This window comes from Hymenobacter ruber (genome assembly GCF_054783255.1).
Window position 1 is genome coordinate 399,164 of the sequence record NZ_BAAGQX010000004.1, and the last position, 23,159, is coordinate 422,322.

Below are 23,159 nucleotides of genomic sequence, written 5' to 3' on the forward strand. Positions count from 1 at the left end.
TATTGATTGGTTGCCGAAAAGGCCCGCCGTTTAGCTGCCGGCTTTCTTTTGAATGATGAGCTTTTCGCCCTGCTTTTCGAGCAGCAGGCGGTACAGTTCGCGCAGGTTGGGGTACTGCGCGGCGCTGTACACGGCCTGGCGCAGGCTGAGGCGGCTGGTGAGCATCACCGCGCCCGGCGTGGCCGCTACGCTGCACACGAAGCGGCCGCCACCGTCGGGCAGCTCCACCACGGCGGGCTTGGGCACGGCGGCCAGCTCGTAGCCCGCCGGCAGCGTCAGGTTGACGACCAGCGTTTCGTCCTGGGGAATGCCGAAATCGACGGGAAAGTCCCGCTGCTCGCGCCGAAACGGGTTTTGGCCAATGCCAAATTCGGCCAGCGGGCTCAGGTAAAGCGGGCCGGTGGCCGTGGCGCTTTCGGCGGGCTGCGTGAATTCGTAGTCCAGCACCAGGGGCTTGTCCACGTTATCGGCGTGGGTCAGGACGGGCTTGGTCAGGGTCCAGTTGTCGTGGCGCTGCGTGGCGGCGGCCAGGTATTTTTTCTCGCCCTGGCCAGCCAGCCGGGCGCGGGCTTCGGCCGCTGCGTAGCCGCCGTGCTCGTCGTGCACCTTGCCCGTGAAGCCACCCTGGGCATCCAGCGTGAGGGCCACCTGCTGGTAGCGCACGCGGCGCAGGGCGGGTGCCAGGTCCACCCAGCGGCTGTCTTCGGGCTTTTTGGTGATGAGGCGAGCCACCCGGTTGAGGCAGCGCGGGGGCAGCACGCCGCAGGGCAGCAGCGGCTCGGTGGCGTCCAGCAGCAGGTCTTTGCCATCGGCCAGCGGCACCAGCGCCGCCACGTAGTTGAAGCGCTCCAGCAGCGGGTATTCCTTGCTTACGGCGCCGTGGTCGCGGGTGCTCAGCAGCAGCGGGTGGGCTACGATGCCGGTTTCGCGCAGGGCCGCGATGAGCAGCATATTTACATCGGCCGAGGTGCCGTGGTGGGCATCAAAGGCCTTGCGCAGCGGCTCGGCGGCAAAATAGTGGTCGGTGCCGTCGTAGCGCACGGCGGCCATCACCAACTGGCGCACGGCCGCGGCACGGTCTGTGATGGCCGGGTATTTGGCGGCCAGGCCCTGCAGCTGGTCCTGCATAAAACCGATGTGGCTGCTTAGGCGGCCGCCAAATTCATCGTCGGTCAGCAGGCGGGCGTTGATTTTCTCCCAGGTGCCGGTCAGGTCGTGGTAGGGCGAGTCGGGCCACTGCTCGCCGGTGAGCTCAAAATCGAGCCGGGCCACGTAGTCCCCGGCCGTGGTCATAAACGGCTCCTCGCTGAAAGCCGGCACGTCCTTCAGCGCCCAGGTGTGCTCCTCAGTAGGCGCGCTTATGTTGATGGTCCCCACCGTCTGCCCTCCGGCGACACCCGCGTTCGAGGGTATTTTATTATCGAGCACCAAGTTGGTCGTGCCCACCGTGCTGCTATTCACGGCGAAAGCCTCCGCGCCCTGGTAAACAATTTTGTAACGGTAAAACGACGGAATACTCACCCGGTACTCGCTCCAGCGCACCGGAATGTCGCGCTGAAACGTCCAGTCCTGAAAATTGAACAGGAAATCCGACGTCAGGGTGTAGGCAAATTCCACCACCGAGCCCACCCGCACGTTGGGCATCGTAAACTTCTGCACGTTGATGGTGGGTGTGCGCTTTTCCAGAAACGCGCCGCTGGTTTCGAGCCGGGTTTTTTCTACGGCATTGTTCACCAGGTTGTAGGTGCAGCCGCGCAGGTTCGACACTTTTTCCTGGTTGTCGTCGCGGTGGTAGAGCGGGATTTCGACGGTAGCGTACTCGTAGCCGGGTTTTTTAAGGATTTTGATGCGCGTCACCCGCTCAAAAACCACTTGGAAATTGCCGGCCTGTCCCTTCAGGCGCGAGCGGCCAAAGTCGCACAGCACCACGGCCGAGGCCGCCGAATCGCCCACGAACGGCGCGGCCGTGAGCTCGCGGCTGTCAATCACCCCAAACTTAATAGGCTCGTTCTGGGCCCGCGCCGAATAGCTGATTACCAGTAAAAACGCCGACAGTAAGCCCGGCCAACGGCCAGGAAGTAGAGATGATAGCATGCAGAAAAAAGAAAGGGATAGACAGTCTTTGAACTGCTAAAACTACTGAAATTCAGTCAAAAATCATCAATTTTTCATCTTGTTTCTCTGGATTAAGCGGGGTAGGGGTGAGGCTTAGCACTACCAAGGAGTTGAACAGAATCGTTCTGGCGGGTGCTAACGACCGACCGGGGACAAGCCCTGTCCTACATTGCGAACTACTTAATTTGCGGGCAGTGTGGCGCTACACCACCTCCTCCGCCGAGGGCTCGGGCACTTCATCGGCCGCCACCGAATGGCCGATGGGGCCATCAGCGGGCACGCGCAGCAGGTACACCAGCGCCGCCAGCACGCACAGCAGGCTCAGGCCGTGCACGTAGGGCAGGTGGGTGGCGTGGTTGCTGAAAATCCAGCCCGCCGCCAGCGCGCCCAGCCCAATGCCGGCTTCGAGGGCGATGTACATGGTGGCCACGGCCCGGCCCCGGCGGGCGGGCTCGCTCAGGTCGATGGTCCAGGCGTAGAGGGTGGGCGAGTTCAGGCCCGTGCCCAGCCCAAATATTACCGCGCCCAGCAAAAATAACGGTACTGAGGGCGTGAAAACCAGCAGGACTAGTCCGCCGGCTAGCATTGCCGTGGACCAGCGCAGCACCGGCACCCGCCCGTATTTGTCCGATGACTTGCCTGCCACCAGCCGCACTGCCAGCGAGGCGATGGTGTAGCACAGGTAAAACCAGCCCTTGTGCGAGCCCGTGAGGCCCAGCAGCCGGCTTTGGTCGGGTATAACGGTGAGCACCGCCCCGAACGGAAACAGACACAGCAGCGTGGTGAGGGCCGCCGGCAGTACCTTGGGCTCCAGCACTTCGCTCCAGTCCAGCTTCAGCAATTTGAATCTGAATTTCTCCCGCTGGGCCACCGGCAGCGTTTCGGTCAGTGTGCCTTGCACCACCAGCGAGAGCAACGCCGCCGCGCTGGAGCAGTAAAACATGGTGTTGAGCGAGAACGTGGCCGCCACCCACGAGCCGAAGGCCGGCCCGGCGGCCATGCCCAAGCTGCCCGTCACGCCCAGCAGGCCCATGGCCTCGCCGCGCCGCTCCACAGGCACAATGTCGGCAATGAAAGCGGCCGTACCCGTGGGCTTGAAGCCCGTGCTGAACCCGTGCAGCAGCCGCAGCCCCAGAAACCCTGTGACCGTGAGCGCCCACGGGTAGAAAAACCCGCACACGAAGCACACCAGTGAGCCAAACACCATCACCGGAATGCGGCCCACGGTATCGGCCAGCTTGCCCGAAAACGGCCGGCTGAGCCCCGCCGTGAGGGTAAACAGGGCAATGATGAAGCCCTTGTAGTCGCCCCCGCCCAGGCGGGTGAGGTGGTCGGGCAGCTCGGGCAGCAGCAGGTTGAAGCTGAGAAAAAACAGGAAAGACGACAGGCACATCAGCCAGAAGCCGGCGGAGTAGGGGCGGGAAGCGGGGGCAGCAGTTGCGGGCATGGGTGCCGCAAAGGTCGGCAGGAATGGAGTGGCAGTGGCGGTCGCGCGGCGGCGAGCGGACGCACTCGCTCCCGGTTCCTATTTATCGGCGGCGCCGGATATGATACCAGCGCTTGTTGGCTGGGTAGTGTCGGGTGGCGGTCACGTTGCTGAACACCAACGCCATCAGCAACAGCAGCAGCATGCCCGTAAGCACATAGCCGTAGCTTTCACAAATGCTTAGGGGCGCACGTTGTAATTAATACTGAGCTAATCGATAAACAATGACTTTTATCCGGCGAACGTGTTAGCGCAGCTGGGTTCGCATACGGCAAGGCGCTAATGACTCCGGCTCAGTAGGAGTTGGGAGCAATCGCATTGCAGGCACTAGATGCCCGATAGTATGTCATTGGTATAACTACCCGGCTAACGCTCCTGTAATGAGCCACTCATCCGGCCCAGCTCCAAATCGTGGCACCTTATTTGGCTGGCGTTTGGCTGGAGCAACATGCTCCGTTCTCACTTCTAAAAAAACGATGAACCACCTCGTTAAAAAAATTCCGTTGACTCTTTTCGTCGCTGGCCTCATCTTGAGTGGACCGGTCGCCCACGCACAAACCGGAAACCAGGAAGGCGGCGCCAAAGGCAAAGGTGCCTTTGTGCGCAAGGTTGACTACACGGATTGCATCCCAAATTCGCTGCTGGGCGTATCCGGCTTAAATGGCTGCCTTACCATGTCGCAGTCGAAATTCGTGCTTACGCCTTCGGACAATGCCATGTCGGTGTGGCAAGGCACGGTGCCCACCACCGCGCGTCCAAGCCAGCGAGTGGTGTACAACTCGACTTGGAATGAAACCGACCAGCGTGGTGTGCCCCACAGCTACAACACCGAGGCTGTGACCATGCCCGACGGTACTATCAAGCTCACCCTCACCGACAATGGCAAAGGAAACGGCAAGGGAAAAAAATAATCCTTTCGGGTTCTAAGATGATGTGTAATAAAAAAGGCTTTGGCAATCATGCCAAGGCCTTTTTTGTGAGTCGAATGCCTTTTCAGTACCGTCGCCAGTCCCAGGAAGCCCCGCGACTGCATAAAGGTCGGTTTTTGCGGGGCTGCGCAACAGTCGGCCGCCGGCTTTGGCCGGAGCTGCTGATACCAAGCCACAGCAAACGCGACCACAGTGAGTCCCACCAGGTAGGGCCGATAAGGCTCGACCCAGGCGAAGGCTCCGGCGGCCCCGCTCAAACCACCAACCACCGCCAGCAGCGGCGTAATGCAGCAGAGCGAAGCCGCGGCGGCCAGCAAGCCAGCACCAAAAACAGATTTAGAGGTAGCGACGGAAGCGTTGTTCATCAGAACTGAATGCGTTCAGCCACCAACCGCGGCCTGACACAGGCAAAGCTCGGCAGAAAACAGCACTGATGCCGTCGCCGAAGGTTGCTGCTTATTGTGACGCGTCCGGAGCCAAACTGGTGTTTGTTGGCAGATGTGCCGCTTTTGCGCCCATGTCATCGGCTGCCCGTTCCAGGGCGGCGTCATCATTGACTTTCAGCCCAGCCAGCTGCTCGGTTGGCTTAACGCGGCCCTGCTGCTGTTGCACCACATGCCAGGCTTCGTGCGGCAGATGCTGCTCCGGCCCCGGCGCTACGTGAATATCCGTGCCCTGCGCATAGGCCAGCGCCTCCAGTTGCGCGGGTTTGGCCGAGTTGTAATGCACCCGCACCTCATCCAGGGACTGGCCGGAGAGGCTTTCGACGCCCGCCTTGAGCTGGTCGGGCAGGCCCGTGGTATTGCGTTTTGGCTGCCTGGGCTTCTTCATGTTGTCCGGAGCTGGTTAAAACTTGCTGGGGTCTTTGCCCTTGGCCAGCATGGCCTGTTCCAGGTCGGCAATCATGGCCTTCACCTTGGCATTGGTGCCGGCCAGCATCTCAAACCAGAGCTTGTCGCGGAAGCCTTCGGGCGGGGTAGGTTGTTCCAGCGCGCCCATCGAGCCGTCGCGGGCTACGGGGCCGTTGGTCAGGATGTTTTGGTGCTTGAAACCGGTCATGAGGTACTTGTAGCGGCCATCCTTCACGTAAATGGTTTGGGTGTGCACCACGAAGCCCATGGGCGTGCCGTGCGAAAAAAACAGGATGCCGCCCTTGGCCAGCAGCTTGCCCTGCTCCTTGTCCTTGATTTGCACCACGTCGTTGGCCGATTGGTAGGTTTTGGCCATCCACTCCAGGGCGCGGTCGTAGAGCTGGTTTTGGGTGGCGCCGGGTACTTCCACCACGCCCTCGTAGGTGACGCGGTGCGTTTGCTCATCGAGCGGCAGCAGTGTGCCATCGGCCAGCCGGGGCTGCAGGTTTGGTACCTGTGCGTCGGGGTCGATAAGCTGCCCGCTGGCGGCCAGAAACAGGAACCCGGTGCGCTTCACCACCAGCCAGCGCGGCGAGTAGCGGCCCACCACCGTGGCCGTTTCGTTGGGGGCCAGGGAGGTGCTGGCGGCGCGCGCGGTATCGGCCGGGCTGCGGTAGAGCGGCACCCGCTCGCTGCCCGCCCGGTAGGTTTTGGGCGGGTCGGAGGCGGGAAGTTTCTGGGCAGCCACGGCTGCGGGCAGCAGCAGGGCTACCAGCAGCCCGATGAGTAGCAATCGGTTCATGCAGGGAAAGACGATGGGGCAGGGCTGCTGATAGCGGCGCGCTCCGGCCGATGGGGCAGGGGTATAAAAAGCAAGGGGTTGCTTTGCGCGCCGGCCTAAAAGGTTGCCGCTGGAAATGATGGAGCAAGATAAGCCAGGGTAGCGGCTTGCGCGGCGTACTCGCGCCGCAGCGTCCGGGCCGATGCCATCCTGCTCATTATTGTGGCGCTAGCGGGGTTTCGGGCGGGCCTTGACAGGCAGCAGCCCCAGCCGCTGGTGGAACTGGGGCTGCTGGGAGATACTCCATCGTACCTTAACCGCAGCGCCATAACTTGCGGCCCCGCTGGTGCCGGCCGCATCTGCCGGGGTACCGGTGCCGCGTCATTCTCGCCCGTTTTGAACCCGGCTAACCGGTTCAGACGCGCACCATACCCACCCCGGCCCAAACCCCGAACGGCCACCAGCCAGGTCCGCCGCCCGCCCCATGACCATCCTCCTGAGTTGCCTGTTGTTTCTTAATATATTGTGTTTCATGCTCTTCGCCCTGGATAAAAGCAAAGCCCGACGGGGGCAGCGGCGCATTGCCGAAAAAACACTACACTTCGCCACACTGCCGGGTGCGGCCCCCGGCGCGTGGGCCGCAATTTTACTGCTGCACCATAAAAACCGCAAAGCCGCTTTCTGGGGCATTACCCTGGTGCTGACGCTGCTGCAAGGGGCAGTGCTCTATTTCACGTGGCCCTATTTGCCGGTACCGTTGTAACCGGGCCAAACGCCTGCCGCGGCCAAAGCAGCAGGTGATACGTCGGGACGCCGTGAAGCTGCGCCTAGGGTAAAACGCCGAGGCCGCATGGCCCGTTATACCCCGAAACTCCCGCCTTACCCCTTCCCATGCCAGCCCACCTTGGCACCCTGCGCACCGGCACCAGCGGCATCGTCGTGCCCGGCCCCAAGGCCACCTTTCCGGAGGCCTACCAGGCCACGAGCCGCCTCACCTACTACGCCACCCTGTTCAACTCGGTGGAGATTAACAGCACCTTCTACCGCATCCCCCAGCCCAGAACGTTTGCGGCCTGGGCCGCGGAAACCGGCCCTGATTTTGCCTTTACCATTAAGCTGTGGCGCGATATCACGCACACCAGGGCGCTGGCCGAGGACCTCTCCGGCATTGCCCGCTTTCTGGATGCCGCCCGGGAGTTGGGCCCCAAAAAGGGCTGCCTGCTCATTCAGTTCCCGCCCAGCAACACCATTCGCCAGCTAAAGACAGTCGATACCCTCTTGACTGCGCTTGCCGCGACCGACCCCGCCCACGAGTGGCGCAAAGCGGTGGAGTTTCGCCACCCAAGCTGGTATACCGATGATGCGTTTGACATGCTGGACCACCACGGCGCCAGCCTCGTGCTGCACGACAAAGGCCCCGCCCGAAACGCCCAACTCAACGAGGGGGCCGACTTTGTGTACATGCGCTTCCACGGCCCTAAGGGCAACTACCGCGAATCCTACGAGCGCGACTTTCTGCATGACACGGCCGAGCAGATACACGACTACCTCCAGGAGGGGAAAGACGTGTATGCCTATTTCAACAACACCATGGGCGCCGCGTTTGAAAATGCCCAAGACCTGTACCGGCTGGTAGCGGAGCGGGCATGAGCCGTACGACTCGTAGCACGGCCCGGCCGAGGTTTCCGGTGGGCGGTGACATAAAGCAGCCCCAGCCGCTGGCGGGGCTGGGGCTGCTTAAGCTATTCTGTTGGATAAATGGGGACCCTTTGCAGATGCGCGTTGGTGGGGAGCCATTTTTCAGGTAGTAATTTCGACGTCCTCAGAAAACTTACTGTTTAAGTGAACACTTTTGCCTTTCATGCTACGCTTAGTTGGGCCAACCCCAGCCACATGATTTTTCGATTTGCGCCGTGCCTGTTCTGCTTCGTGTTGGGGTCCTGCTGTACGCGCACCGTGCTGGCCCCTTCGGAGCGTGCGTGGCTACGGCCCTATTCTACCGGCGAGCGGGTAGTGTTTCGCAGCAACCGCGGCACGGTCGACACCCTGCTAGTGACACGTAAGGAAGAGTTTTACACGAATGAGGGCTGCAATTGGTTTGAAATTGGGCCCTTTAAACAACACTCTATTAGCTTGGATTTACGTCCGGTTCATTGCCGGCCGCATGTGACATGCAGCATGGCGGTGAACATCCGCAAAGACCGCCCCGAAAGGCCGAGCTTGCCGTATTTTGATTTTTTGGGGCTGGAGTACGGCACTGCGGCTAATGTAACCACGATGGTGCGGTCCCTTACCCTGACAACCACACACAAGACATACCCCAATGCCTACTTTTTTGCGGCCGGTTTCAACGCTACGAACATTGGAAAAGGGTACTTGCAATCTTTTGATTGGGACCAAACCGACGGTCTGATTCGCTACGAAGCTCAAGACGGGGAGATTTTTGAATTGGTTGAGAAACGGCCGTAGAAGTAAAAGCTAGTAACCTGAATCCTCCTTTTGGTAAACTGCTTGCAGCGCCTCAAAATCAAGCGGCCATCAAACTACCGCAATAAGCCCACCCCCTGCCAAAACGGCCGCCCCCCAAACCCGGCCCCAACCTTGCCCGCACCCCGGCAATGTTTGAATTCCTGAAATCCATCTCCGCCAAGAACCCCAACGGCCGGCGCGGCCCCGAGCAGCCCGCCGTGAGCGTGCGCGAGCGGGTATCGGCCCTGCGCCACCTGCCCGCCTTCCTGAAACTCATCTGGGCCACCAGCCCCCGCCTGGCCCTGGCCAACATCGCCCTGCGCCTCGTGCGCGCCGGCCTGCCGCTGGCCCAGCTCTACGTGGCCCGCCTGCTGCTCGACGCCATCGTGCACCTCACCCGGCTGCCCGCCCCCGAGCGCCAGCTCACGCCCGTGCTCACCCTCGTGGCCCTGGAGTTCGGCCTCGTGCTGCTCACCGATGCCCTGGGCCGCGCCGTGGCCCTGCTCGATTCGCTGCTCGGCGACCTGTTCGCCAACCAGTCGTCCATCCGCCTCATGGAGCACGCCGCCCGCCTCGACCTCGACCAGTTCGAAGACAGCACCTTCTACGACAAGCTGGAGCGCGCCCGCCGCCAAACCCTCTCCCGTACCGTGCTCATGAGCCAGGTGCTCAGCCAGGGCCAGGACATCGTGACGCTCGTGCTGCTGGCCGGCGGCCTCGTGGCCTTCCAGCCCTGGCTGCTGGGGCTGCTGCTGCTGGCCGTGGTGCCCGCCTTCCTCGGCGAGTCGCACTTCAACGAGCGCAGCTACTCCCTCTCGCACTCCTGGACGCCCGAGCGCCGCGAGCTCGACTACCTCCGCCAAACCGGCGCCTCCGACGAAACCGCCAAGGAAGTCAAGATTTTCGGCCTCTCCGATTTCCTCATCAACCGCTTCCGCGAGCTCTCCGACGACTTCTACCGCCAAAACAAAAGCCTCGTGCTGCGCCGCGCCGGCTGGGGCACGCTCTTCGCCGCCATCGGCGCGGCCGGCTACTACGGCGCCTACGTCTACATCATCGCCCGCACCGTAGCGGGCAGCATCTCGCTGGGCCAGCTCACCTTCCTGGCCGGCTCCTTCGCCCGCCTGCGCGGCCTGCTCGAAGGCATCCTCAGCCGCTTCAGCTCCGTGGCCGACGGGGCCTTGTATCTGCAGGATTTCTTCGACTTCTTTGCGCTGCGGCCGCGCATTGTGCGCCAGGAATTGACGGGCGAAAGACCGATTCCCTTCCCCCGCCCCATTCAGCAGGGTTTCGAGTTTGAAAACGTCGGGTTTCAGTACAAGAATGGTACAAAATGGGCCATCCGCAACCTGAGTTTTAAGCTGCAAGCCGGCGAAAAGCTGGCCCTCGTGGGCGAAAACGGCGCCGGCAAAACCACCCTCGTCAAGCTCCTGGCCCGCCTCTACGACCCCACCGAAGGCCGCATCCTGCTCGATGGCTACGACCTGCGCGAGTACGACCCCGCCGAGCTGCGCCAGGAAATCGGCGTCATCTTCCAGGATTTTGTGCGCTTCCAGCTCCCCGCCGGCCAGAACCTCGCCGTGGGCCGCATCGACGAGCGCCACAACCAGCCTCGCATCGAAACCGCCGCCCAGCAAAGCCTCGCCGATACGGTCATCGCCAAGCTCCCCGGCGGCTACGACCAAATGATTGGCCGCCGCTTCAACGGCGGCGTGGACCTGAGCGGCGGCGAGTGGCAAAAAATCGCCCTCGGCCGCGCCTACATGCGCGACGCCCAACTCCTCATCCTCGACGAGCCCACGGCAGCACTAGACGCCCGCGCCGAGTTCGAAGTCTTCGAGCGCTTCAAGGAGCTCACCCAGGGCAAAACCGCCGTCCTCATCAGCCACCGCTTCAGCACCGTCCGCATGGCCGACCGCATCCTGGTCATCGAGAACGGCCAGTTCGTGGAAATCGGCTCGCACGAGGAGCTGCTGGCCAGGGGCGGGCGCTACGCCGAGCTGTTCCAGTTGCAGGCGGCCGGGTATAGGTAGTAGGTGCTGTTTGCTACCGTTGACCGAATAACGCCTGTCATCCTGAGCGGAGCGAAGGACCTTATCACGTATGAACATTTGCAGTAATCACTATTGCTAGCGTGATAAGGTCCTTCGCTCCGCTCAGGATGACAGGCGTTTTGAATTACTTCGCCTATTCCGGCACAAAGCCCGCCGCCCCGGCCGTTTTCCCGTATCGCCCCCATGACGCTCCCCCAACTCCCCGAAGCCGACCGCGCCAAACTTTACCTGCTGTACCTGCTCAGTCCGCTGGCCCCGCAAGCCCCAACCGTGCCGCCCGCGCCCGTGCTGCGCATTGTCATCATCCGGCACGGCGAAAAGCCGCCCGAAGGCGACAACCTGTCCTGCGCTGGCCTAAACCGGGCGCTGGCCCTGCCCGCCGTGCTCAACCAGCTAATGCCCACGCCGCCCAACCTGGCCTTTGTGCCCGTCATCAATACCGGCGGCAAAGACACCACCCGCGTGCGCATGCTGCAAACCGTGATGCCCTACGCCGTGCAGCACAACCTCACCATCAACAGCAACTTCATGGTGGAAAACACCAAGGCCTTTGCCAAGCAACTGCGCCGGCTACGGGGCACCGTGCTGGTGGTCTGGGAGCACGACAACATCGTGGAAATCGCCAAAGACCTGGGCCTCGAAAACGTACCCGACTGGCCCGACGAGGATTTCGACAGCATCTGGGACATTAGCTTCAGCGGCGGCGGGGCCCGGGGCAAAGCCAAGCGCCCGGTGCTGGCCCAAAGCCAGCAGCACATCCGCCCCTCCACAATTTGCCCGGGCTAGCGTGGCTGAGGTGCCCGCTGCCGGGGCTTGCGCGGAGCGCCGGTGGCCCGGTCGGGCGCCAGCCACACCAGATTAGTTGCGCTGCCAGCGGCCGAGTGCCGGAGTAATCGGGGCTGGCAGACCGTGGAGCGGATGCTCATAATTTTTTCGCCCGGTGTAAGCGCCTAAGTGCCTAAGGTTTCGTAAATTGGTAATTCCATCGTCTAACGAGAATTCCCTTAGTCATGAAGCCTACTATTACGTTATTGGTACTCGCTTTGCTGGCCCTGACGGGCTGCATGGCCACCCGCGAAGCCCGGGTGGATTCGGATTATAGCTATCGGGGCAATTTTCGCCACTACCGCACCTACGACTTCGTAACCGGCACCGGCCTCACCTCCGATAGCAGCGCCCTGGGCCAGTCGGTGCGCGAAGCCATCCAGCAGCGCTTCCTGGCCCAGGGCTACCGCCGGGCCAAGCGCCGGCCCGATATGCTGGTGAACTTTCGGGTGTACCAGGGCGACATGAAATTCCACGGTTTCCAACAGGAAGACCTCAGCCAGTGGATTAAGCGCAACATCGAGGAAACCGACGACACGCCCAAGGAAGAGCGCCAGGGCTACGAGCCCATCCGCCTGCTCCTGGCCGAAGGCACGCTGCTGGTCACCCTCATCGACGTGAAAACCAACCGCGCCGTCTGGAACGGTTACGCTTCGGGCGTGACCGTGCCCGAAGGCCCCATGGGCGAAGTGGTGCTCCGCCGCTCCGTGCGCTCCATCCTGGACCGCTACCGCATCTTCACCGAGGAGTTTGCCAATGGCACTGTGCCCGCTACCGAGGCCAGCGACACGGAACGATAAGCCCGCACTACGCCCGCCGCGCCTGAATCAGCTCGGCCGCGATGCTGATGGCAATTTCTTCCGGAGTCTGGCTCTGGATGGGCAGGCCGATGGGGCCGCGCAGTCGCGCAATCTCGGCTTCCGAAAAGCCTTCTTCCCGCAGGCCCCGGCGCAGTTCCGCTATTTTGGCTACGCTGCCCATCACGCCCAGGTAGCGGAAGGAGCGGCCCAGCAAGTGGCGCAGCACCACGGCATCGGTGCGGTAGCCCACGGTCATCACCACCACGTATCGGTGCGGACCGGCGGGGATTTCGGCGGCCACCTTTTCGTAGTCGATGACGTGGCGATGGTGGGCCGCCTGGTTGCTTGCCAGAGTGGGCAGGTCGGGCCGGTCGTCCAGCACGGTGAGCTCAAAATCGAGGGCCGCCGCCACGTTGGACAAGGCTAGGCTGACGTGCCCGCCGCCCACGATGGTAAGCTGGTCGCGGAAGCCCAGCCGCTCGCGGTAGTGCCACGCCGCGCCCGGCTGGTAGTTGTAAAAATCGGGTGATGCCGTATCCGTTGCAGCGTCAGCTTCAGAAATCCCGGCAGGCGGCCCGAACCGTAGCCCACCGGCCATGCTCAATTCTAAAAAGCCGCCGCTGAGTGTTTGTAGCGAATTTTCGATAGCCGCCACGGTCGCTGAATCGCCTGCCGTTAGCGGCCAGAGCAGCACGTCCTGCTCGCCCGAGCACATCATGCCGGAGCGGTCAGTTGGAGCCTCCCGCCGATGAATCTGGGGGCGCAGCAGGGGCGTGGCATCGTTGGTTTGCAGGCGTTGGCGGGCCAGCTCCACAAACTTGTGCTCCATAATGCCCCCGCCGATGGAGCCGGCCACGGCATCGGCCGTCACGGCCATCTTGAAGCCCTGGCGGCCGGGGCTGCTGCCTTCGCTGCGCAACACGCACAGCAGGGCCACGGGCGTACCGGCCCGCAGGCTGGCAGCAGCGAGAGTCCAAACGGGCAGGTCGCGGGGGGCGGCGGGCATCTTACTTGTTCTGGGCGCCCTGATTAATCCAGCACGCGATGAGGTCGCGCTCTTCCTGGGTAATCTGGGTTTTGTTATTCTGCGGCATCGTTTTGGTGACGACCACGCGCTGCATGATTTTGTCTTTCAGGCGGATAATGTCCTCCGGCGTGTCATACACCACGCCGTTGGGCGGCGACTTGAACACGTCGTCCGTGGGGTGCGCCGAGTGGCACTGAATGCAGCGCTTCTGCACAATCATGTTCACCTGGCTCATGGTCACCTGCTGGGTGCAGGCCGCGCCGCCGGCTGCCGCGCTGCCCGACTGCACGGGCGGGGCCGTCACGAATACTACGCCCAACAGCAGGGCCACGGCGGCGGGCAATACCCACACCGCGGTATCGGTCTGGTGTTTTTCGCGCAGGTTCAGCCAGTGCTTCACGCCGGCCGTGCCCAGCGTGATGGCCGCCAGAATGGCCCACGGATACGAGTGCCCAAACGTGCTGGGAAAGTGGTTGCTGACCATTACAAACAGCACCGGCAGCGTGAAGTAGTTGTTGTGCAGCGAGCGCGCCAGGGCATTTTTGCCCAGCGTGGGGTCGAGCGGTGTGCCCTCGGTGGCGGCCTTGACCATGGCCTTTTGGGCCGGGATGATGGTGAAAAACACGTTGCCCACCATCAGCGTGCCCAGCATGGCCCCGAAATGGATGTAGGCTGCCCGCGCGCTGAATACCTGCGCATAAAAAAACGCAAATGCCGTAGCAATGATAAATCCAATGACCATGAACCACTTGCTGCGCACCAGCGCCGTGCGGCACAGCCCGTCATAAATCAGCCAGGCCGCCACAAACGAGCCCACCCCGATGCCCACGCCCGCCAGCGGCGAAATGTCCAGCACGCGCGGGTCAATCAGCATGGAACTGGCGTTGAAATAGTACACCACAAACAGCAGGCTGAACCCCGACAACCAGGTGAAATACGCCTCGTACTTGAACCAGTGCAGGCTTTTGGGAATGACTTTCGGGGCCGACTTATACTTCTCCAGATAATAAAAGCCGCCGCCGTGCACGGCCCAGAGGTTGCCGGCCAGCTCCTCGCGCACATTCTCGGTGCGGTTGAGGGCGTTTTCGAGGAACACGAAATAGAACGACGCGCCAATCCAGGCAATGCCGAAGGTGATGTGCATGAGGCGCACCACAATGTTGAGCCACTCCAGAATGTGCCCGGCCCAGGGCGAATCGCGCGCCAGCACGTAGCCAATGCCCACCGCCGCAATGACAGCCAGCAGAATCAGCGCATAAGAATAGCCTTCAAGAGTAAAGCCGTTATCGCCCACCACGCCGCCGCTGGGCCGGGTTTTGGCCACGCGCTGCAGCACGAAAATGACGCCCAGCAGCAGCACAAAGGCCAGTATCAGGGAGAGCAGGGTAATGTATTGAAGCATAGGGTAAGCGGGTAATGGGGGAATTTTGGAGTAGAGGGGATAGGGCAGGAGGAACGGGTAGATTATTCAGCCTGTCATGTTTCGACTGCGCTCAACACGACGAGCGACGGAGTTCTTCTTCCCGCCAATTAATTAAACCGGGAAAAAGCCCCCAATTTAGCGCCAAATTCCCTACTCATGTCAACTCTTGCTTTGCGCAGCCAGCGCGTGGTCACGCCCGAGGGCGAGTGCGCCGCCACCATTCTCATCGAAAACGGCCGCATCAGTGCCCTTATGCCTTATGAGGCCGAAGCCGTGACAACTGAGGTTGTCGATGTGGGCCACCACGCCATCCTGCCCGGCGTGATTGACCCGCACGTCCACATCAACGAGCCCGGCCGTACCGACTGGGAGGGCTTCGACACGGCCACCCGCGCCGCGCTGGCCGGCGGCCTCACCAGCCTGGTCGATATGCCGCTGAACTCCGCGCCCGTCACCACCTCGGTGGCCAACCTGGAGCTGAAAAAGGCCGCCACCAAGGGCCAGCTGCACACCAACGTGGGCTTCTGGGGCGGCGTGGTGCCGGGCAATGCCGCTGAGATTGAACCACTGATTGCGGCCGGCGTGCTCGGCTTCAAAGCCTTTCTCGCGCACTCGGGCATTGATGATTTTCCGAATGCGACGGAGGAGGATTTGCGGCGCGTGATGCCGATTCTGGCGCGGCACAAGTTGCCGCTCCTGGTGCATTGCGAGTTATCGGAAGAAAACGACGAGTGGAAAAAAAACGACCACCGCTCGTACCCGAATTACCTGGCTTCGCGCCCCAAAAAGTGGGAAGATGATGCCATTGCGATGATGATTCGCCTGTGCGAGGAGTTCAACTGCTGGGTGCACATTGTGCACTTGTCGTCGGCCGATTCCATTGCGCCCATCGCCGCTGCCAAGGCCAAAGGCCTGCCGCTGACCGTGGAAACCGGCCAGCACTACCTCTATTTCAACGCCGAGGACATTGCCGACGGCCAGACGCAGTTCAAGTGCGCCCCGCCCATCCGCGAAAAGGCCAACAACGACCAGCTGTGGGCGGCCTTGCAGAGCGGCATCATCGACTTCGTGGCTACCGACCACTCGCCCGCGCCGCCCGATTTGAAGCAGCTTGAAAACGGTGATTTCACGACGGCCTGGGGCGGCATTGCCTCGCTGCAATTTGCCCTGCCGGTGCTGTGGACAGCCGCCCGCCAGCGCGGGGCCAGCTTGTGCGACATTGTGAAATGGCTGAGTGCCAACCCCGCAAAACTAGCGGGCCAAAGTGCGAAAAAAGGCCGGATTGCGCCCGGCTTCGATGCTGATTTAATCGTTTTTGACCCTGAAAAGACCTTTGAAGTTACCGAAGCGCTAATTCAACATAAACACAAAGTGTCGCCTTACATTTGCCAGGAATTGGCGGGTGTGGTGGAATTAACTTTTCTCAAAGGCGAACAGGTTTTCCAGCGCCCGAATTTCACCCAACTCAACCACGGCGAATTTTTAACCCGGTAACGGAATGCAGCAGGAATACACGGTACGCGCTGAACGAATTATGCAGCGCATCAACGAGTTGGCGTCCATCAGCGAGGACACCGATGGTGTGACGCGCACCTTCGGCACGCCCGCCTTCCTCGAAGGCCGCGACCTGGTGCAAAGCTGGCTCGAAGCCGCCGGCCTGCTCACCCGCGTCGACGGCATCGGCAACCTGCGCGCCCGCCTGGAAAGCTCCAATCCCGACGCCAAAACCTTCGTGCTGGCCTCGCATATTGATACCGTGGTGAATGCCGGCAAATTCGACGGCCCGCTGGGCGTGCTCATGGGGCTCGATTTGCTGGAAAATCTGATTGGGCAGAAAGCCGAGCTGCCCTTTCATATCGAACTGATTGCCTTCAGCGACGAGGAAGGTGTGCGCTTCCATACCACTTATTTAGGCAGCAAAGTGGTGACCGGCGCTTTCGACCAGGCCCTACTGGCCCGGTGCGACGAAGCGGGAATTTCCCTCGACCAAGCGCTGGTGGCTATGGACGCCGATGCCTCGCAGCTCACCCTGGACGCCATTCCGGCCGCCGAGTGGCTGGGCTACTTCGAAATGCACATCGAGCAGGGCCCGGTGCTGTGGGAGCGCAACGTGCCGGTGGCGCTGGTGACGGCCATTGCCGGCCAGCAACGCGTAGAGTTGACGTTTAAAGGCATGGCCGGCCACGCCGGCACCGTGCCCATGACTATGCGGCAGGATGCCCTCTGCGCCGCCGCCGATTTTGTGCTGGCCGCCGAGCAATTTGGGCTGGCGCACACGTTAAGTGGTATGGTGGCCACGGTGGGCAAGCTTCAGGTGAGCCACGCGGCCAGCAATGTCATTCCTGGCGAAGTAACCTGCAGCCTCGACCTGCGCCACCCCGATGCTGCTCAGCTAGCCACGGCCTATGCCGAGCTACGCACCCAAGCCGAATCCATTGCTCGCTACCGGGATATTCACCTCGACTGGAACCTGATTCAGGCCACGGCTCCCGTTGCCTGCGATGCCAGCCTGAATACTCTGTTGGCCCAGGCCATTGCCGACAGCGGCTACGAAACCATTCCGCTGGTGAGCGGCGCGGGCCACGATGCCGTGCCCGTTTCGTTCGTGGCCCCGGCCACCATGCTGTTCATTCGCTGCTACAAAGGCATCAGCCACAACCCATTGGAGAACGTGGAACTGCCTGATTTGGCCGCCGCCATTGCGGTGGCCGACCAGTTCATCACCCTTCTCCGCACTCAAAATCCCACCCGTTAATATGGAAATGTCCGCCCTGACGCGCTCCGTTGTGAAGCGCAACCACGCCATCATTGCCCCCGATGGCTACATCAACAGCAACGTGCCCGGCTGGACCGGCTGCACCACCAACGTCATCATCAACGAGCAGATGGGTGCCCGCCTCTGCCAGACGCTCATCACCCTCACCGAGGCTGGCCAGGTAAAAGGCCAGACCGAGGCGTCGCAGATTTTCTTTTATGTGGTGCAGGGCGGCTGCACGGCCACCGTGGGCGGCGAAACCCGGGCGCTGAAAGTGGGCGAGTACGTGTATGTGCCTATTAATCAGTCGTATGATTTCAACCAGCCCGAGGCCGGTACGCAGCTTTTGACTTTCCATAAAGTGTACGAGCCGCTGGCGGGGCACGCCACGCCGGGCATCTTCTGGGGCGAGCGCGACTACAGCAAAGCGCCCATCTACATGAACGACGAGGCCCTGCGCATTCAGGAGCTGCTGCCGAACGTGCCGGGCTTCGATATGGCCGTGAACATCTTCACCTACGGCATCGGCGGCAACCTGCCGATGGTGGAAACCCACATTATGGAACACGGCCTAATGTACCTCGAAGGCCAGGCCATCTACATGCTCGACCAGTGCTGGTACCCGGTGAAAAAAGGCGATTCCATCTGGATGGCCCCGTATTGCCAGCAGTGGGCTACGGCCATGGGCCAAGAGCCGTCGGTGTACATCTACTACAAGAACGTGAACCGCTTTCCGACGGTGATTTAAACTAAGCCATTATGGAGAATAAACAGCCTGAGGGTTTGTATTTCTATTTGGCAAGTGACGATGAGTTTAAATACCTGCATGCCGAAGTGTATTGCGGAGATTTTTTCATATGTCTTATTGATACTGATAAAGGTGATTTTACTGTCAGTTTTTATAATGATGCTAAAATCAATTGGAATATGGAATCTGTGAGTTTCACCTTAGATGAATTCATGATTATTCTGGAGAAAGCAAAAAAAGAATTGCTAAAATTTTACAACGGAATAAATGACCCTCTCTGAACTCAACCACCTCCCAAAACCAGACCTTGCCGAAGCGCTACAAAAGTGCTGTGGCTCGACCAAATGGGTGGAAAGTATGCTCGCCGCCTTCCCCGTATCTGATGCCGAAACGCTGATGGACGAGGCCAACACCGCGTGGAATAAACTGGACGAAGCCGACTGGCGCGAAGCCTTCACCCACCACCCCAAAATTGGCGGCGACGTGGAAGCGCTGCGCGCCAAATTCGCCAGCACCAGCACCTGGGCTGAGGGCGAACAGGCCTCGGTGAAACAGGCTTCGCAGGAAACATTAGAGGCGCTGGCAACGGGCAATGAAGACTACGAGCGCAAGTTTGGCTACATCTTCATCGTGTGCGCCACCGGCAAAACGGCCGACGAAATGCTGGCCCTGCTGCAAGCCCGCCTGACCAATGACCCTGCCGACGAAATCCTGATTGCCGCCGGCGAACAGAACAAAATCACCCGCCTTCGCCTCGAAAAACTCCTTGCCGCATGAGCCAAATAACTACCCACATTCTCGACACGACCAAGGGCAAGCCGGCGGCAGATGTCAGCATTGCGCTGCTGCAGCAAATCGGTGATAATTGGCAGGAAATAGCGCGCGGCAAGACGAATTCTGACGGCCGTATTCCTGATTTATTGCCGAAGGAAAAACAGGTAGAATTGGGCGTATATAAAATGAAATTCTACACCCAGGAATATTTCGCGCAGGATGGCACCGCCAATTTTTATCCCTTCGTAGAAATCGTGTTTAACGTGGCCGAAAACGCGCATTACCACGTGCCGCTGCTGCTGAACCCGTTCGGGTATTCCACCTATCGCGGGTCGTGATTTGGCGCACGTGAACGATTGTAGAGACGCGACACTTCGCGTCTCCTCGTTGAACAACAATTACGCACCGAACGCGCCGCAATAACAACATCAGCAACGCCAAGACGCGAAGTGTCGCGTCTCTACATCGCAATATCAATTCCCACCATGAAACTCAGCTTACAAGATTCCGACAAAGCCGCCCTGCTCGACCAGCTCGGCGAAGCCAACATTAAATTCCAGCACACTTACCCCGGCGACCGGCCCGACCGCCAGCCCGTACACACCGTGTACGGCGGCGCCAACCTCTTCAAGGCCGATACCTGCGTGAAGATGGGCGAAATCGCCCTCAACAACCTGCTCACCTACGCGCCCAATTTCGTGGAGCTGGCCCGTGCGCTGCAGTTCAAAAACCACGAGCAACTGCCGCACCTCGAAGCCGACGTGGCAGCGCTAACGGCCAAGCTCGACGCCATGAGCCCGGAGGACCGCAAGCAGGAGCCCGCCTGGCTGGCGTATTCGGTGTACAACAAGATTGTGGCGAAGCTGAAGCGTGAGGCCGTGGAAGATTTCCGCGTCGATTTTGAAGATGGTTTCGGCAACCGGCCCGATGCGGAGGAGGACGAAACCGCCGTGCGCGCCGCCAAGGAAGTGGCCAAAGGCATGCAGCAGGGCACGCTCTCGCCGTTTATCGGTATCCGCATCAAGCCCTTTACCGAGGATTTGAAGCAGCGCGGCGTGCGCACGCTCGATATTTTCCTGACCACGCTGCTGACCGAAACCGGCGGCAAGCTGCCCGACAACTTCGTGGTGATGCTGCCCAAGGTGACCATCCCGGAGCAGATGACGACGATGGTGCGCCTGTTTGAGCTGCTGGAAAAGGCCAACGGCCTGGCCCCCGGCACCCTCAAAATGGAGACGATGGTGGAGGCCACGCAAATCATCATGGACGAGGAGGGGCGTAACCCGCTTATGCGCATCATCCGGGCCAGCGAGGGGCGCTGCATTGCGGCCCACTTCGGCACCTACGACTACACGGCCAGCTGCGGCATCACGGCCCGGTACCAGACGATGGCGCACCCGGTGTGCGACTTTGCCCACCACATGACCAAAGTGGCGCTGGGCGGTACCGGCATCTTCCTTTCCGACGGGGCCACCAACGTAATGCCCATCGGTCCGCACCGCGGCGACAACCTGACTTATGCCCAGCTGCGCGAAAACCGCGAATCGGTGCACAATGCCTGGCGCCAGGCCTACCACCACAGCACGCACTCGCTCATCAACGGCTTCTACCAGGGCTGGGACCTGAACCCCGCGCAGCTGCCGATGCGCTACGCCGCCACCTACAATTTCTTCCTCAGCAGCTACGACGACGCGGTTTTTCGCCTGAAAACCTTTGTGGAGCGCGCCGCCATTTCCACCCTTACCGGCGACATCTTCGACGATGCCGCCACCGGCCAGGGCCTGCTCAACTTCTTCCTCAAAGCCCTGAACTGCGGCGCGATTTCGGAAGAGGAAATTCTCGCCACCGGCCTCACACTGGAGGAGGTGCAGACCCGCTCGTTCTACCGCATCCTGCAAGGGCGGCGGGCGAAAGCCTAACCGTACGCTGGGAATCTCACCCCCGGCCCCTCTCCCTGGGGAGAGGGGAGCATGACGAGTTTTAACTAAAAGAGCCCATTGCAGAAAGCAATGGGCTCTTTTAGTTAATGATAGGTTGAATGGCTAGGACGAAACAGGTTCCTTTCCCAGCAGGGATGGCGAGCGGCTACAAATCGAATCGGGCCACGGCAGCCCGCAGCTCGGCTACCGTGACGGGCCGAAACTGTAGCGGCGGCTCCACACGCTGGCTCACCACCACGTCGCGCAGGCCCAGGTAGAGCTGGCCCTGCTCGCGACGAATGGCTATTAGCGTGGCCGCGGTGCTGTCGGCCAGCTGCTCGAACGTGACGCGGCCGTTCTGGGCATCGCCGCGAATCACGCAGCGCCGCTCGCGCAGGACCAGGCTGATGTCGGCCGGCTGGGTGGCGGGGTGCTCCAGGCCCAGGTGCACCAGGGCCAGCTTATCCAGGCCGCCTTTGGGCGCGCGAATGTTGCTGGCTTGGGTCACGCTCCGGGCCATACCCCGGGCGCGGGCAATCAGGCGCTCCGACAAGGGCCGGTCGCAGTTGTAAGCGCCCAAGGGCTGGGCCGAGGCCACTACCTTGATGCGGAACACGGCCAGCTCCTTCACGTAGTTCAACTGCTCGCTTAGCAGGGTGCCCACCGTATAGCGCTTGGCATTGGCCTGGCGCTTTTTGAACAGCTCGTCGGTGACGGCTTCGAGGGGCGCGGCTCGCAGCTGAGCATCACTGAGACGGCCCTTGCCGGTGGCTTTGCGCTCGACGTCGGCTTTGTAAAGGGCCACGGTGCTGGCGCGGTCCCAGCGCAGGTGGTCGACCAGCACGCGGCGGTCGGCGGTGAAGCGGACGTCCACTTTCATCAGGCTGCGGGTGGCTTGGCTGTTGCGGCGCATGCCTAAGTAGGTGGGGCTGGCTTTGAGGCGGCGCAGGGCCTGCACCACGGCCGCTTGCAGCGCCGAGTCGGCTTGGTTGCCGTTGCGGAAATAGACGTCGTTGACCCGGCCGGTTTCCGACAGCTCGAAGCTGGCCTGCACCGTGCCTACCAGTGGCGCGCGCTGGCCATCGCGCCGGAGCTGGCGGCGCAGCCGGCCGGGTGCCTGGTAGCCGTTGAGGCGCATGGCCGTGGCCTGGTCGTACACAATGGCCTTGCTCAAGCGGTGGCGGGCGTTGGCATAGCCGCCCTTGAAGCGCGGCTTGCTCCAATGCTGCGAGGCTTTCCATTCCTTGCGTTTGGCCACTTTGGCTTGCGGGGCCAGCTTCCAGTTCAGGCCGTGTCCGCCCGTGTTCTGCCCGTTGTAGAGCTGCATCCCGTCAATGGGCCGGGTGGCCGGGAAGCCTAACTCAAACTCGCTGCCGGGCTTCAGCTTGCATTCGCGGCCGTCGGCGGTAGTGGCGCTTAGCTGCACCATGCCGCCGGTTTCAAGCAGCTTGGGGCCGGCCATCGTGCTCAGGCGCTCCAGCAGAATGTCGGCCATCGAGTAAAACTCGCGCAGCCGGATTTCCACCACATCCTTCACGTCGGCATCCTTGCCCTGCACGAAAGTGCCCGCCGGAATGCGCATCACGGTGCCCTCGGTGCCATACAGCACCGTGTCGCGGTCGGGCCGAATGTGGAAAACCTGGGCCATTTTGGGACCGTCGGCCGGGACCGGAGTCGTGTCGGCAGCACTGGTGCTAGCGGCTGGCGATGCTGGCATACTGGCTGGGCCGGCGGTCGGGCGGGCCAGCTCGGCCGGTGGGGTAGGAGCGGGAGCCGCCATCACCGCGCGCCGTTGCCGACGGACGAGCCGGGCCAGCTGGCGGCGCGATGGCGGCAGGATGGCGGGTGCTGCTTCGACTGGTACATCATCGGCGGGGGCCAGCACCGTATTGCGTCCCGAACGGGCTTCGGCTGCTGGCTGTTGGTCGGCACTGGGCTGCGCTCGTCCAACACCGGCTTCGGAACTGGTTGCGGCGGTGTCGTTCTGGGCAACCGCTGGGCTTTTTCGGCTGGTGTGGGTTTCGGATTTGGTGTCCGGCGAGCAGGCCGTCAGGTTCAGCAGCAGGCCCAGGCCGGCTAGGAAAAGCGCGTAGTAATGCCGCATATATCGAAGCTGTAGGACAGGAATAGTATTGAGCACATTGGGACTGACTGAGTAAGAAGTGAATTGCGCAGCCGATATGCTTCAGCAAGTTAGCATGGG

The 23,159-nt window shown here is 61.5% G+C and carries 23 protein-coding genes; 14 read left to right on the top strand and 9 right to left on the bottom strand.

Translation table 11 applies throughout. The features are described from left to right. Window positions 1–30 precede the first annotated feature (30 nt). Together ACYVM5_RS12240 and ACYVM5_RS12245 are read right to left on the bottom strand one after the other, a co-directional pair. Entirely contained in the window at window positions 31–2,094 is a 2,064-nt protein-coding gene (locus tag ACYVM5_RS12240; protein WP_460618392.1) for a DUF3857 domain-containing protein, read from the bottom strand. 223 nt (window positions 2,095–2,317) lie between these two features. Beyond that, window positions 2,318–3,562: an MFS transporter gene (locus tag ACYVM5_RS12245; RefSeq protein WP_460618393.1), complete on the bottom strand. Its 1,245-nt coding sequence runs from the start codon at window positions 3,560–3,562 to the stop codon at window positions 2,318–2,320. A 515-nt stretch (window positions 3,563–4,077) separates the two neighbouring features. Between ACYVM5_RS12245 and ACYVM5_RS12250 the strand changes: the two genes are divergently transcribed. Then, window positions 4,078–4,512, top strand: coding sequence for a hypothetical protein (locus tag ACYVM5_RS12250; protein WP_460618394.1), 435 nt, complete (start codon window positions 4,078–4,080; stop codon window positions 4,510–4,512). On the opposite strand, the gene ACYVM5_RS12255 is transcribed toward ACYVM5_RS12250, so the two are convergent. The 3 genes from ACYVM5_RS12255 to ACYVM5_RS12265 form a co-directional block, all read right to left on the bottom strand. Continuing rightward, on the bottom strand, window positions 4,422–4,895 hold the full coding sequence (locus ACYVM5_RS12255) for a mercuric transporter MerT family protein (RefSeq protein ID WP_460618395.1): 474 nt from the start codon (window positions 4,893–4,895) through the stop codon (window positions 4,422–4,424). The genes ACYVM5_RS12250 and ACYVM5_RS12255 overlap by 91 nt on opposite strands. A 91-nt stretch (window positions 4,896–4,986) precedes the next feature. Further along, window positions 4,987–5,361, bottom strand: a complete 375-nt coding sequence (locus tag ACYVM5_RS12260; protein WP_460618396.1) for an eCIS core domain-containing protein — start codon at window positions 5,359–5,361, stop codon at window positions 4,987–4,989. Window positions 5,362–5,376: 15 nt separating this feature from the next. Continuing rightward, window positions 5,377–6,183, bottom strand: a complete 807-nt coding sequence (locus ACYVM5_RS12265; protein WP_460618397.1) for a DUF4468 domain-containing protein — start codon at window positions 6,181–6,183, stop codon at window positions 5,377–5,379. A 463-nt stretch (window positions 6,184–6,646) separates the two neighbouring features. Here ACYVM5_RS12265 and ACYVM5_RS12270 point away from each other — a divergent pair, with 463 nt between their 5' ends. The 5 genes from ACYVM5_RS12270 (at window position 6,647) to ACYVM5_RS12290 (ending at window position 11,471) form a co-directional block, all read left to right on the top strand. Continuing rightward, on the top strand, window positions 6,647–6,925 hold the full coding sequence (locus ACYVM5_RS12270; RefSeq protein WP_460618398.1) for a DUF1294 domain-containing protein: 279 nt from the start codon (window positions 6,647–6,649) through the stop codon (window positions 6,923–6,925). A 128-nt stretch (window positions 6,926–7,053) separates the two neighbouring features. Continuing rightward, complete coding sequence (locus ACYVM5_RS12275; RefSeq protein ID WP_460618399.1) at window positions 7,054–7,812, top strand: DUF72 domain-containing protein; 759 nt, start codon at window positions 7,054–7,056, stop codon at window positions 7,810–7,812. 192 nt (window positions 7,813–8,004) lie between these two features. Continuing rightward, entirely contained in the window at window positions 8,005–8,631 is a 627-nt protein-coding gene (locus ACYVM5_RS12280) for a hypothetical protein (RefSeq protein WP_460618400.1), read from the top strand. A 149-nt stretch (window positions 8,632–8,780) separates the two neighbouring features. Then, on the top strand, window positions 8,781–10,664 hold the full coding sequence (locus ACYVM5_RS12285) for an ABC transporter ATP-binding protein (protein ID WP_460618401.1): 1,884 nt from the start codon (window positions 8,781–8,783) through the stop codon (window positions 10,662–10,664). Window positions 10,665–10,868: 204 nt separating this feature from the next. Then, on the top strand, window positions 10,869–11,471 hold the full coding sequence (locus tag ACYVM5_RS12290) for a histidine phosphatase family protein (protein WP_460618402.1): 603 nt from the start codon (window positions 10,869–10,871) through the stop codon (window positions 11,469–11,471). Here the strand turns inward: ACYVM5_RS12290 and ACYVM5_RS12295 are convergent. Continuing rightward, on the bottom strand, window positions 11,468–11,611 hold the full coding sequence (locus ACYVM5_RS12295) for a hypothetical protein (protein WP_460618403.1): 144 nt from the start codon (window positions 11,609–11,611) through the stop codon (window positions 11,468–11,470). The two genes, ACYVM5_RS12290 and ACYVM5_RS12295, sit on opposite strands and share 4 nt — an antisense overlap. Window positions 11,612–11,695: 84 nt before the next feature. Between ACYVM5_RS12295 and ACYVM5_RS12300 the strand changes: the two genes are divergently transcribed. Continuing rightward, entirely contained in the window at window positions 11,696–12,310 is a 615-nt protein-coding gene (locus tag ACYVM5_RS12300) for a DUF4136 domain-containing protein (protein ID WP_460618404.1), read from the top strand. A gap of 7 nt (window positions 12,311–12,317) precedes the next feature. On the opposite strand, the gene ACYVM5_RS12305 is transcribed toward ACYVM5_RS12300, so the two are convergent. After that, window positions 12,318–13,316 carry an XdhC family protein gene (locus ACYVM5_RS12305; protein WP_460618405.1) on the bottom strand — a complete coding sequence of 333 codons (999 nt, stop codon included), beginning with the start codon at window positions 13,314–13,316 and terminating at the stop codon, window positions 12,318–12,320. 1 nt (window position 13,317) lies between these two features. Continuing rightward, window positions 13,318–14,739, bottom strand: a complete 1,422-nt coding sequence (locus ACYVM5_RS12310) for a urate hydroxylase PuuD (protein ID WP_460618406.1) — start codon at window positions 14,737–14,739, stop codon at window positions 13,318–13,320. Window positions 14,740–14,916: 177 nt separating this feature from the next. Here ACYVM5_RS12310 and allB point away from each other — a divergent pair, with 177 nt between their 5' ends. From allB to ACYVM5_RS12345, 7 genes are all read left to right on the top strand, one after another. Then, window positions 14,917–16,254, top strand: coding sequence for an amidohydrolase family protein (gene allB, locus ACYVM5_RS12315; protein WP_460618407.1), 1,338 nt, complete (start codon window positions 14,917–14,919; stop codon window positions 16,252–16,254). A 4-nt stretch (window positions 16,255–16,258) separates the two neighbouring features. Continuing rightward, window positions 16,259–17,515 carry a M20 family metallo-hydrolase gene (locus ACYVM5_RS12320; protein WP_460618408.1) on the top strand — a complete coding sequence of 419 codons (1,257 nt, stop codon included), beginning with the start codon at window positions 16,259–16,261 and terminating at the stop codon, window positions 17,513–17,515. Between the two features lies 1 nt (window position 17,516). Then, a complete protein-coding gene (gene allE, locus ACYVM5_RS12325) occupies window positions 17,517–18,263 on the top strand; it encodes a (S)-ureidoglycine aminohydrolase (RefSeq protein ID WP_460618409.1) in 747 nt (248 codons plus the stop codon). Between the two features lie 11 nt (window positions 18,264–18,274). Beyond that, window positions 18,275–18,544 (top strand): hypothetical protein, encoded by a 270-nt coding sequence (locus tag ACYVM5_RS12330; RefSeq protein ID WP_460618410.1) that lies wholly within the window; start codon window positions 18,275–18,277, stop codon window positions 18,542–18,544. Next, on the top strand, window positions 18,531–19,040 hold the full coding sequence (gene uraD, locus ACYVM5_RS12335) for a 2-oxo-4-hydroxy-4-carboxy-5-ureidoimidazoline decarboxylase (protein WP_460618411.1): 510 nt from the start codon (window positions 18,531–18,533) through the stop codon (window positions 19,038–19,040). Before ACYVM5_RS12330 ends, uraD begins: the two co-directional genes overlap by 14 nt. Next, window positions 19,037–19,375: a hydroxyisourate hydrolase gene (uraH, locus tag ACYVM5_RS12340; protein ID WP_460618412.1), complete on the top strand. Its 339-nt coding sequence runs from the start codon at window positions 19,037–19,039 to the stop codon at window positions 19,373–19,375. The genes uraD and uraH overlap by 4 nt, the downstream gene beginning before the upstream one ends. 147 nt (window positions 19,376–19,522) lie before the next feature. Continuing rightward, complete coding sequence (locus ACYVM5_RS12345) at window positions 19,523–20,956, top strand: DUF6986 family protein (RefSeq protein ID WP_460618413.1); 1,434 nt, start codon at window positions 19,523–19,525, stop codon at window positions 20,954–20,956. Window positions 20,957–21,122: 166 nt separating this feature from the next. On the opposite strand, the gene ACYVM5_RS12350 is transcribed toward ACYVM5_RS12345, so the two are convergent. After that, window positions 21,123–23,060 carry a hypothetical protein gene (locus ACYVM5_RS12350; protein WP_460618414.1) on the bottom strand — a complete coding sequence of 646 codons (1,938 nt, stop codon included), beginning with the start codon at window positions 23,058–23,060 and terminating at the stop codon, window positions 21,123–21,125. Between the last annotated feature and the right edge of the window lie 99 nt (window positions 23,061–23,159).

Coding starts and splice junctions, on each gene's coding strand:
- ACYVM5_RS12320 (WP_460618408.1), top strand. CDS start 16,259: ATGCAGCAGGAATACACGGTACGCGCTGAACGAATTATGCAGCGCATC.
- ACYVM5_RS12275 (WP_460618399.1), top strand. CDS start 7,054: ATGCCAGCCCACCTTGGCACCCTGCGCACCGGCACCAGCGGCATCGTC.
- ACYVM5_RS12240 (WP_460618392.1), bottom strand. CDS start 2,094: ATGCTATCATCTCTACTTCCTGGCCGTTGGCCGGGCTTACTGTCGGCG.
- ACYVM5_RS12265 (WP_460618397.1), bottom strand. CDS start 6,183: ATGAACCGATTGCTACTCATCGGGCTGCTGGTAGCCCTGCTGCTGCCC.
- ACYVM5_RS12300 (WP_460618404.1), top strand. CDS start 11,696: ATGAAGCCTACTATTACGTTATTGGTACTCGCTTTGCTGGCCCTGACG.
- ACYVM5_RS12305 (WP_460618405.1), bottom strand. CDS start 13,316: ATGCCCGCCGCCCCCCGCGACCTGCCCGTTTGGACTCTCGCTGCTGCC.
- ACYVM5_RS12260 (WP_460618396.1), bottom strand. CDS start 5,361: ATGAAGAAGCCCAGGCAGCCAAAACGCAATACCACGGGCCTGCCCGAC.
- ACYVM5_RS12310 (WP_460618406.1), bottom strand. CDS start 14,739: ATGCTTCAATACATTACCCTGCTCTCCCTGATACTGGCCTTTGTGCTG.
- ACYVM5_RS12250 (WP_460618394.1), top strand. CDS start 4,078: ATGAACCACCTCGTTAAAAAAATTCCGTTGACTCTTTTCGTCGCTGGC.
- ACYVM5_RS12245 (WP_460618393.1), bottom strand. CDS start 3,562: ATGCCCGCAACTGCTGCCCCCGCTTCCCGCCCCTACTCCGCCGGCTTC.
- ACYVM5_RS12345 (WP_460618413.1), top strand. CDS start 19,523: ATGAAACTCAGCTTACAAGATTCCGACAAAGCCGCCCTGCTCGACCAG.
- allE (WP_460618409.1), top strand. CDS start 17,517: ATGGAAATGTCCGCCCTGACGCGCTCCGTTGTGAAGCGCAACCACGCC.
- uraD (WP_460618411.1), top strand. CDS start 18,531: ATGACCCTCTCTGAACTCAACCACCTCCCAAAACCAGACCTTGCCGAA.
- ACYVM5_RS12290 (WP_460618402.1), top strand. CDS start 10,869: ATGACGCTCCCCCAACTCCCCGAAGCCGACCGCGCCAAACTTTACCTG.
- uraH (WP_460618412.1), top strand. CDS start 19,037: ATGAGCCAAATAACTACCCACATTCTCGACACGACCAAGGGCAAGCCG.
- ACYVM5_RS12285 (WP_460618401.1), top strand. CDS start 8,781: ATGTTTGAATTCCTGAAATCCATCTCCGCCAAGAACCCCAACGGCCGG.
- ACYVM5_RS12295 (WP_460618403.1), bottom strand. CDS start 11,611: ATGAGCATCCGCTCCACGGTCTGCCAGCCCCGATTACTCCGGCACTCG.
- ACYVM5_RS12270 (WP_460618398.1), top strand. CDS start 6,647: ATGACCATCCTCCTGAGTTGCCTGTTGTTTCTTAATATATTGTGTTTC.
- ACYVM5_RS12255 (WP_460618395.1), bottom strand. CDS start 4,895: ATGAACAACGCTTCCGTCGCTACCTCTAAATCTGTTTTTGGTGCTGGC.
- ACYVM5_RS12330 (WP_460618410.1), top strand. CDS start 18,275: ATGGAGAATAAACAGCCTGAGGGTTTGTATTTCTATTTGGCAAGTGAC.
- ACYVM5_RS12350 (WP_460618414.1), bottom strand. CDS start 23,060: ATGCGGCATTACTACGCGCTTTTCCTAGCCGGCCTGGGCCTGCTGCTG.
- allB (WP_460618407.1), top strand. CDS start 14,917: ATGTCAACTCTTGCTTTGCGCAGCCAGCGCGTGGTCACGCCCGAGGGC.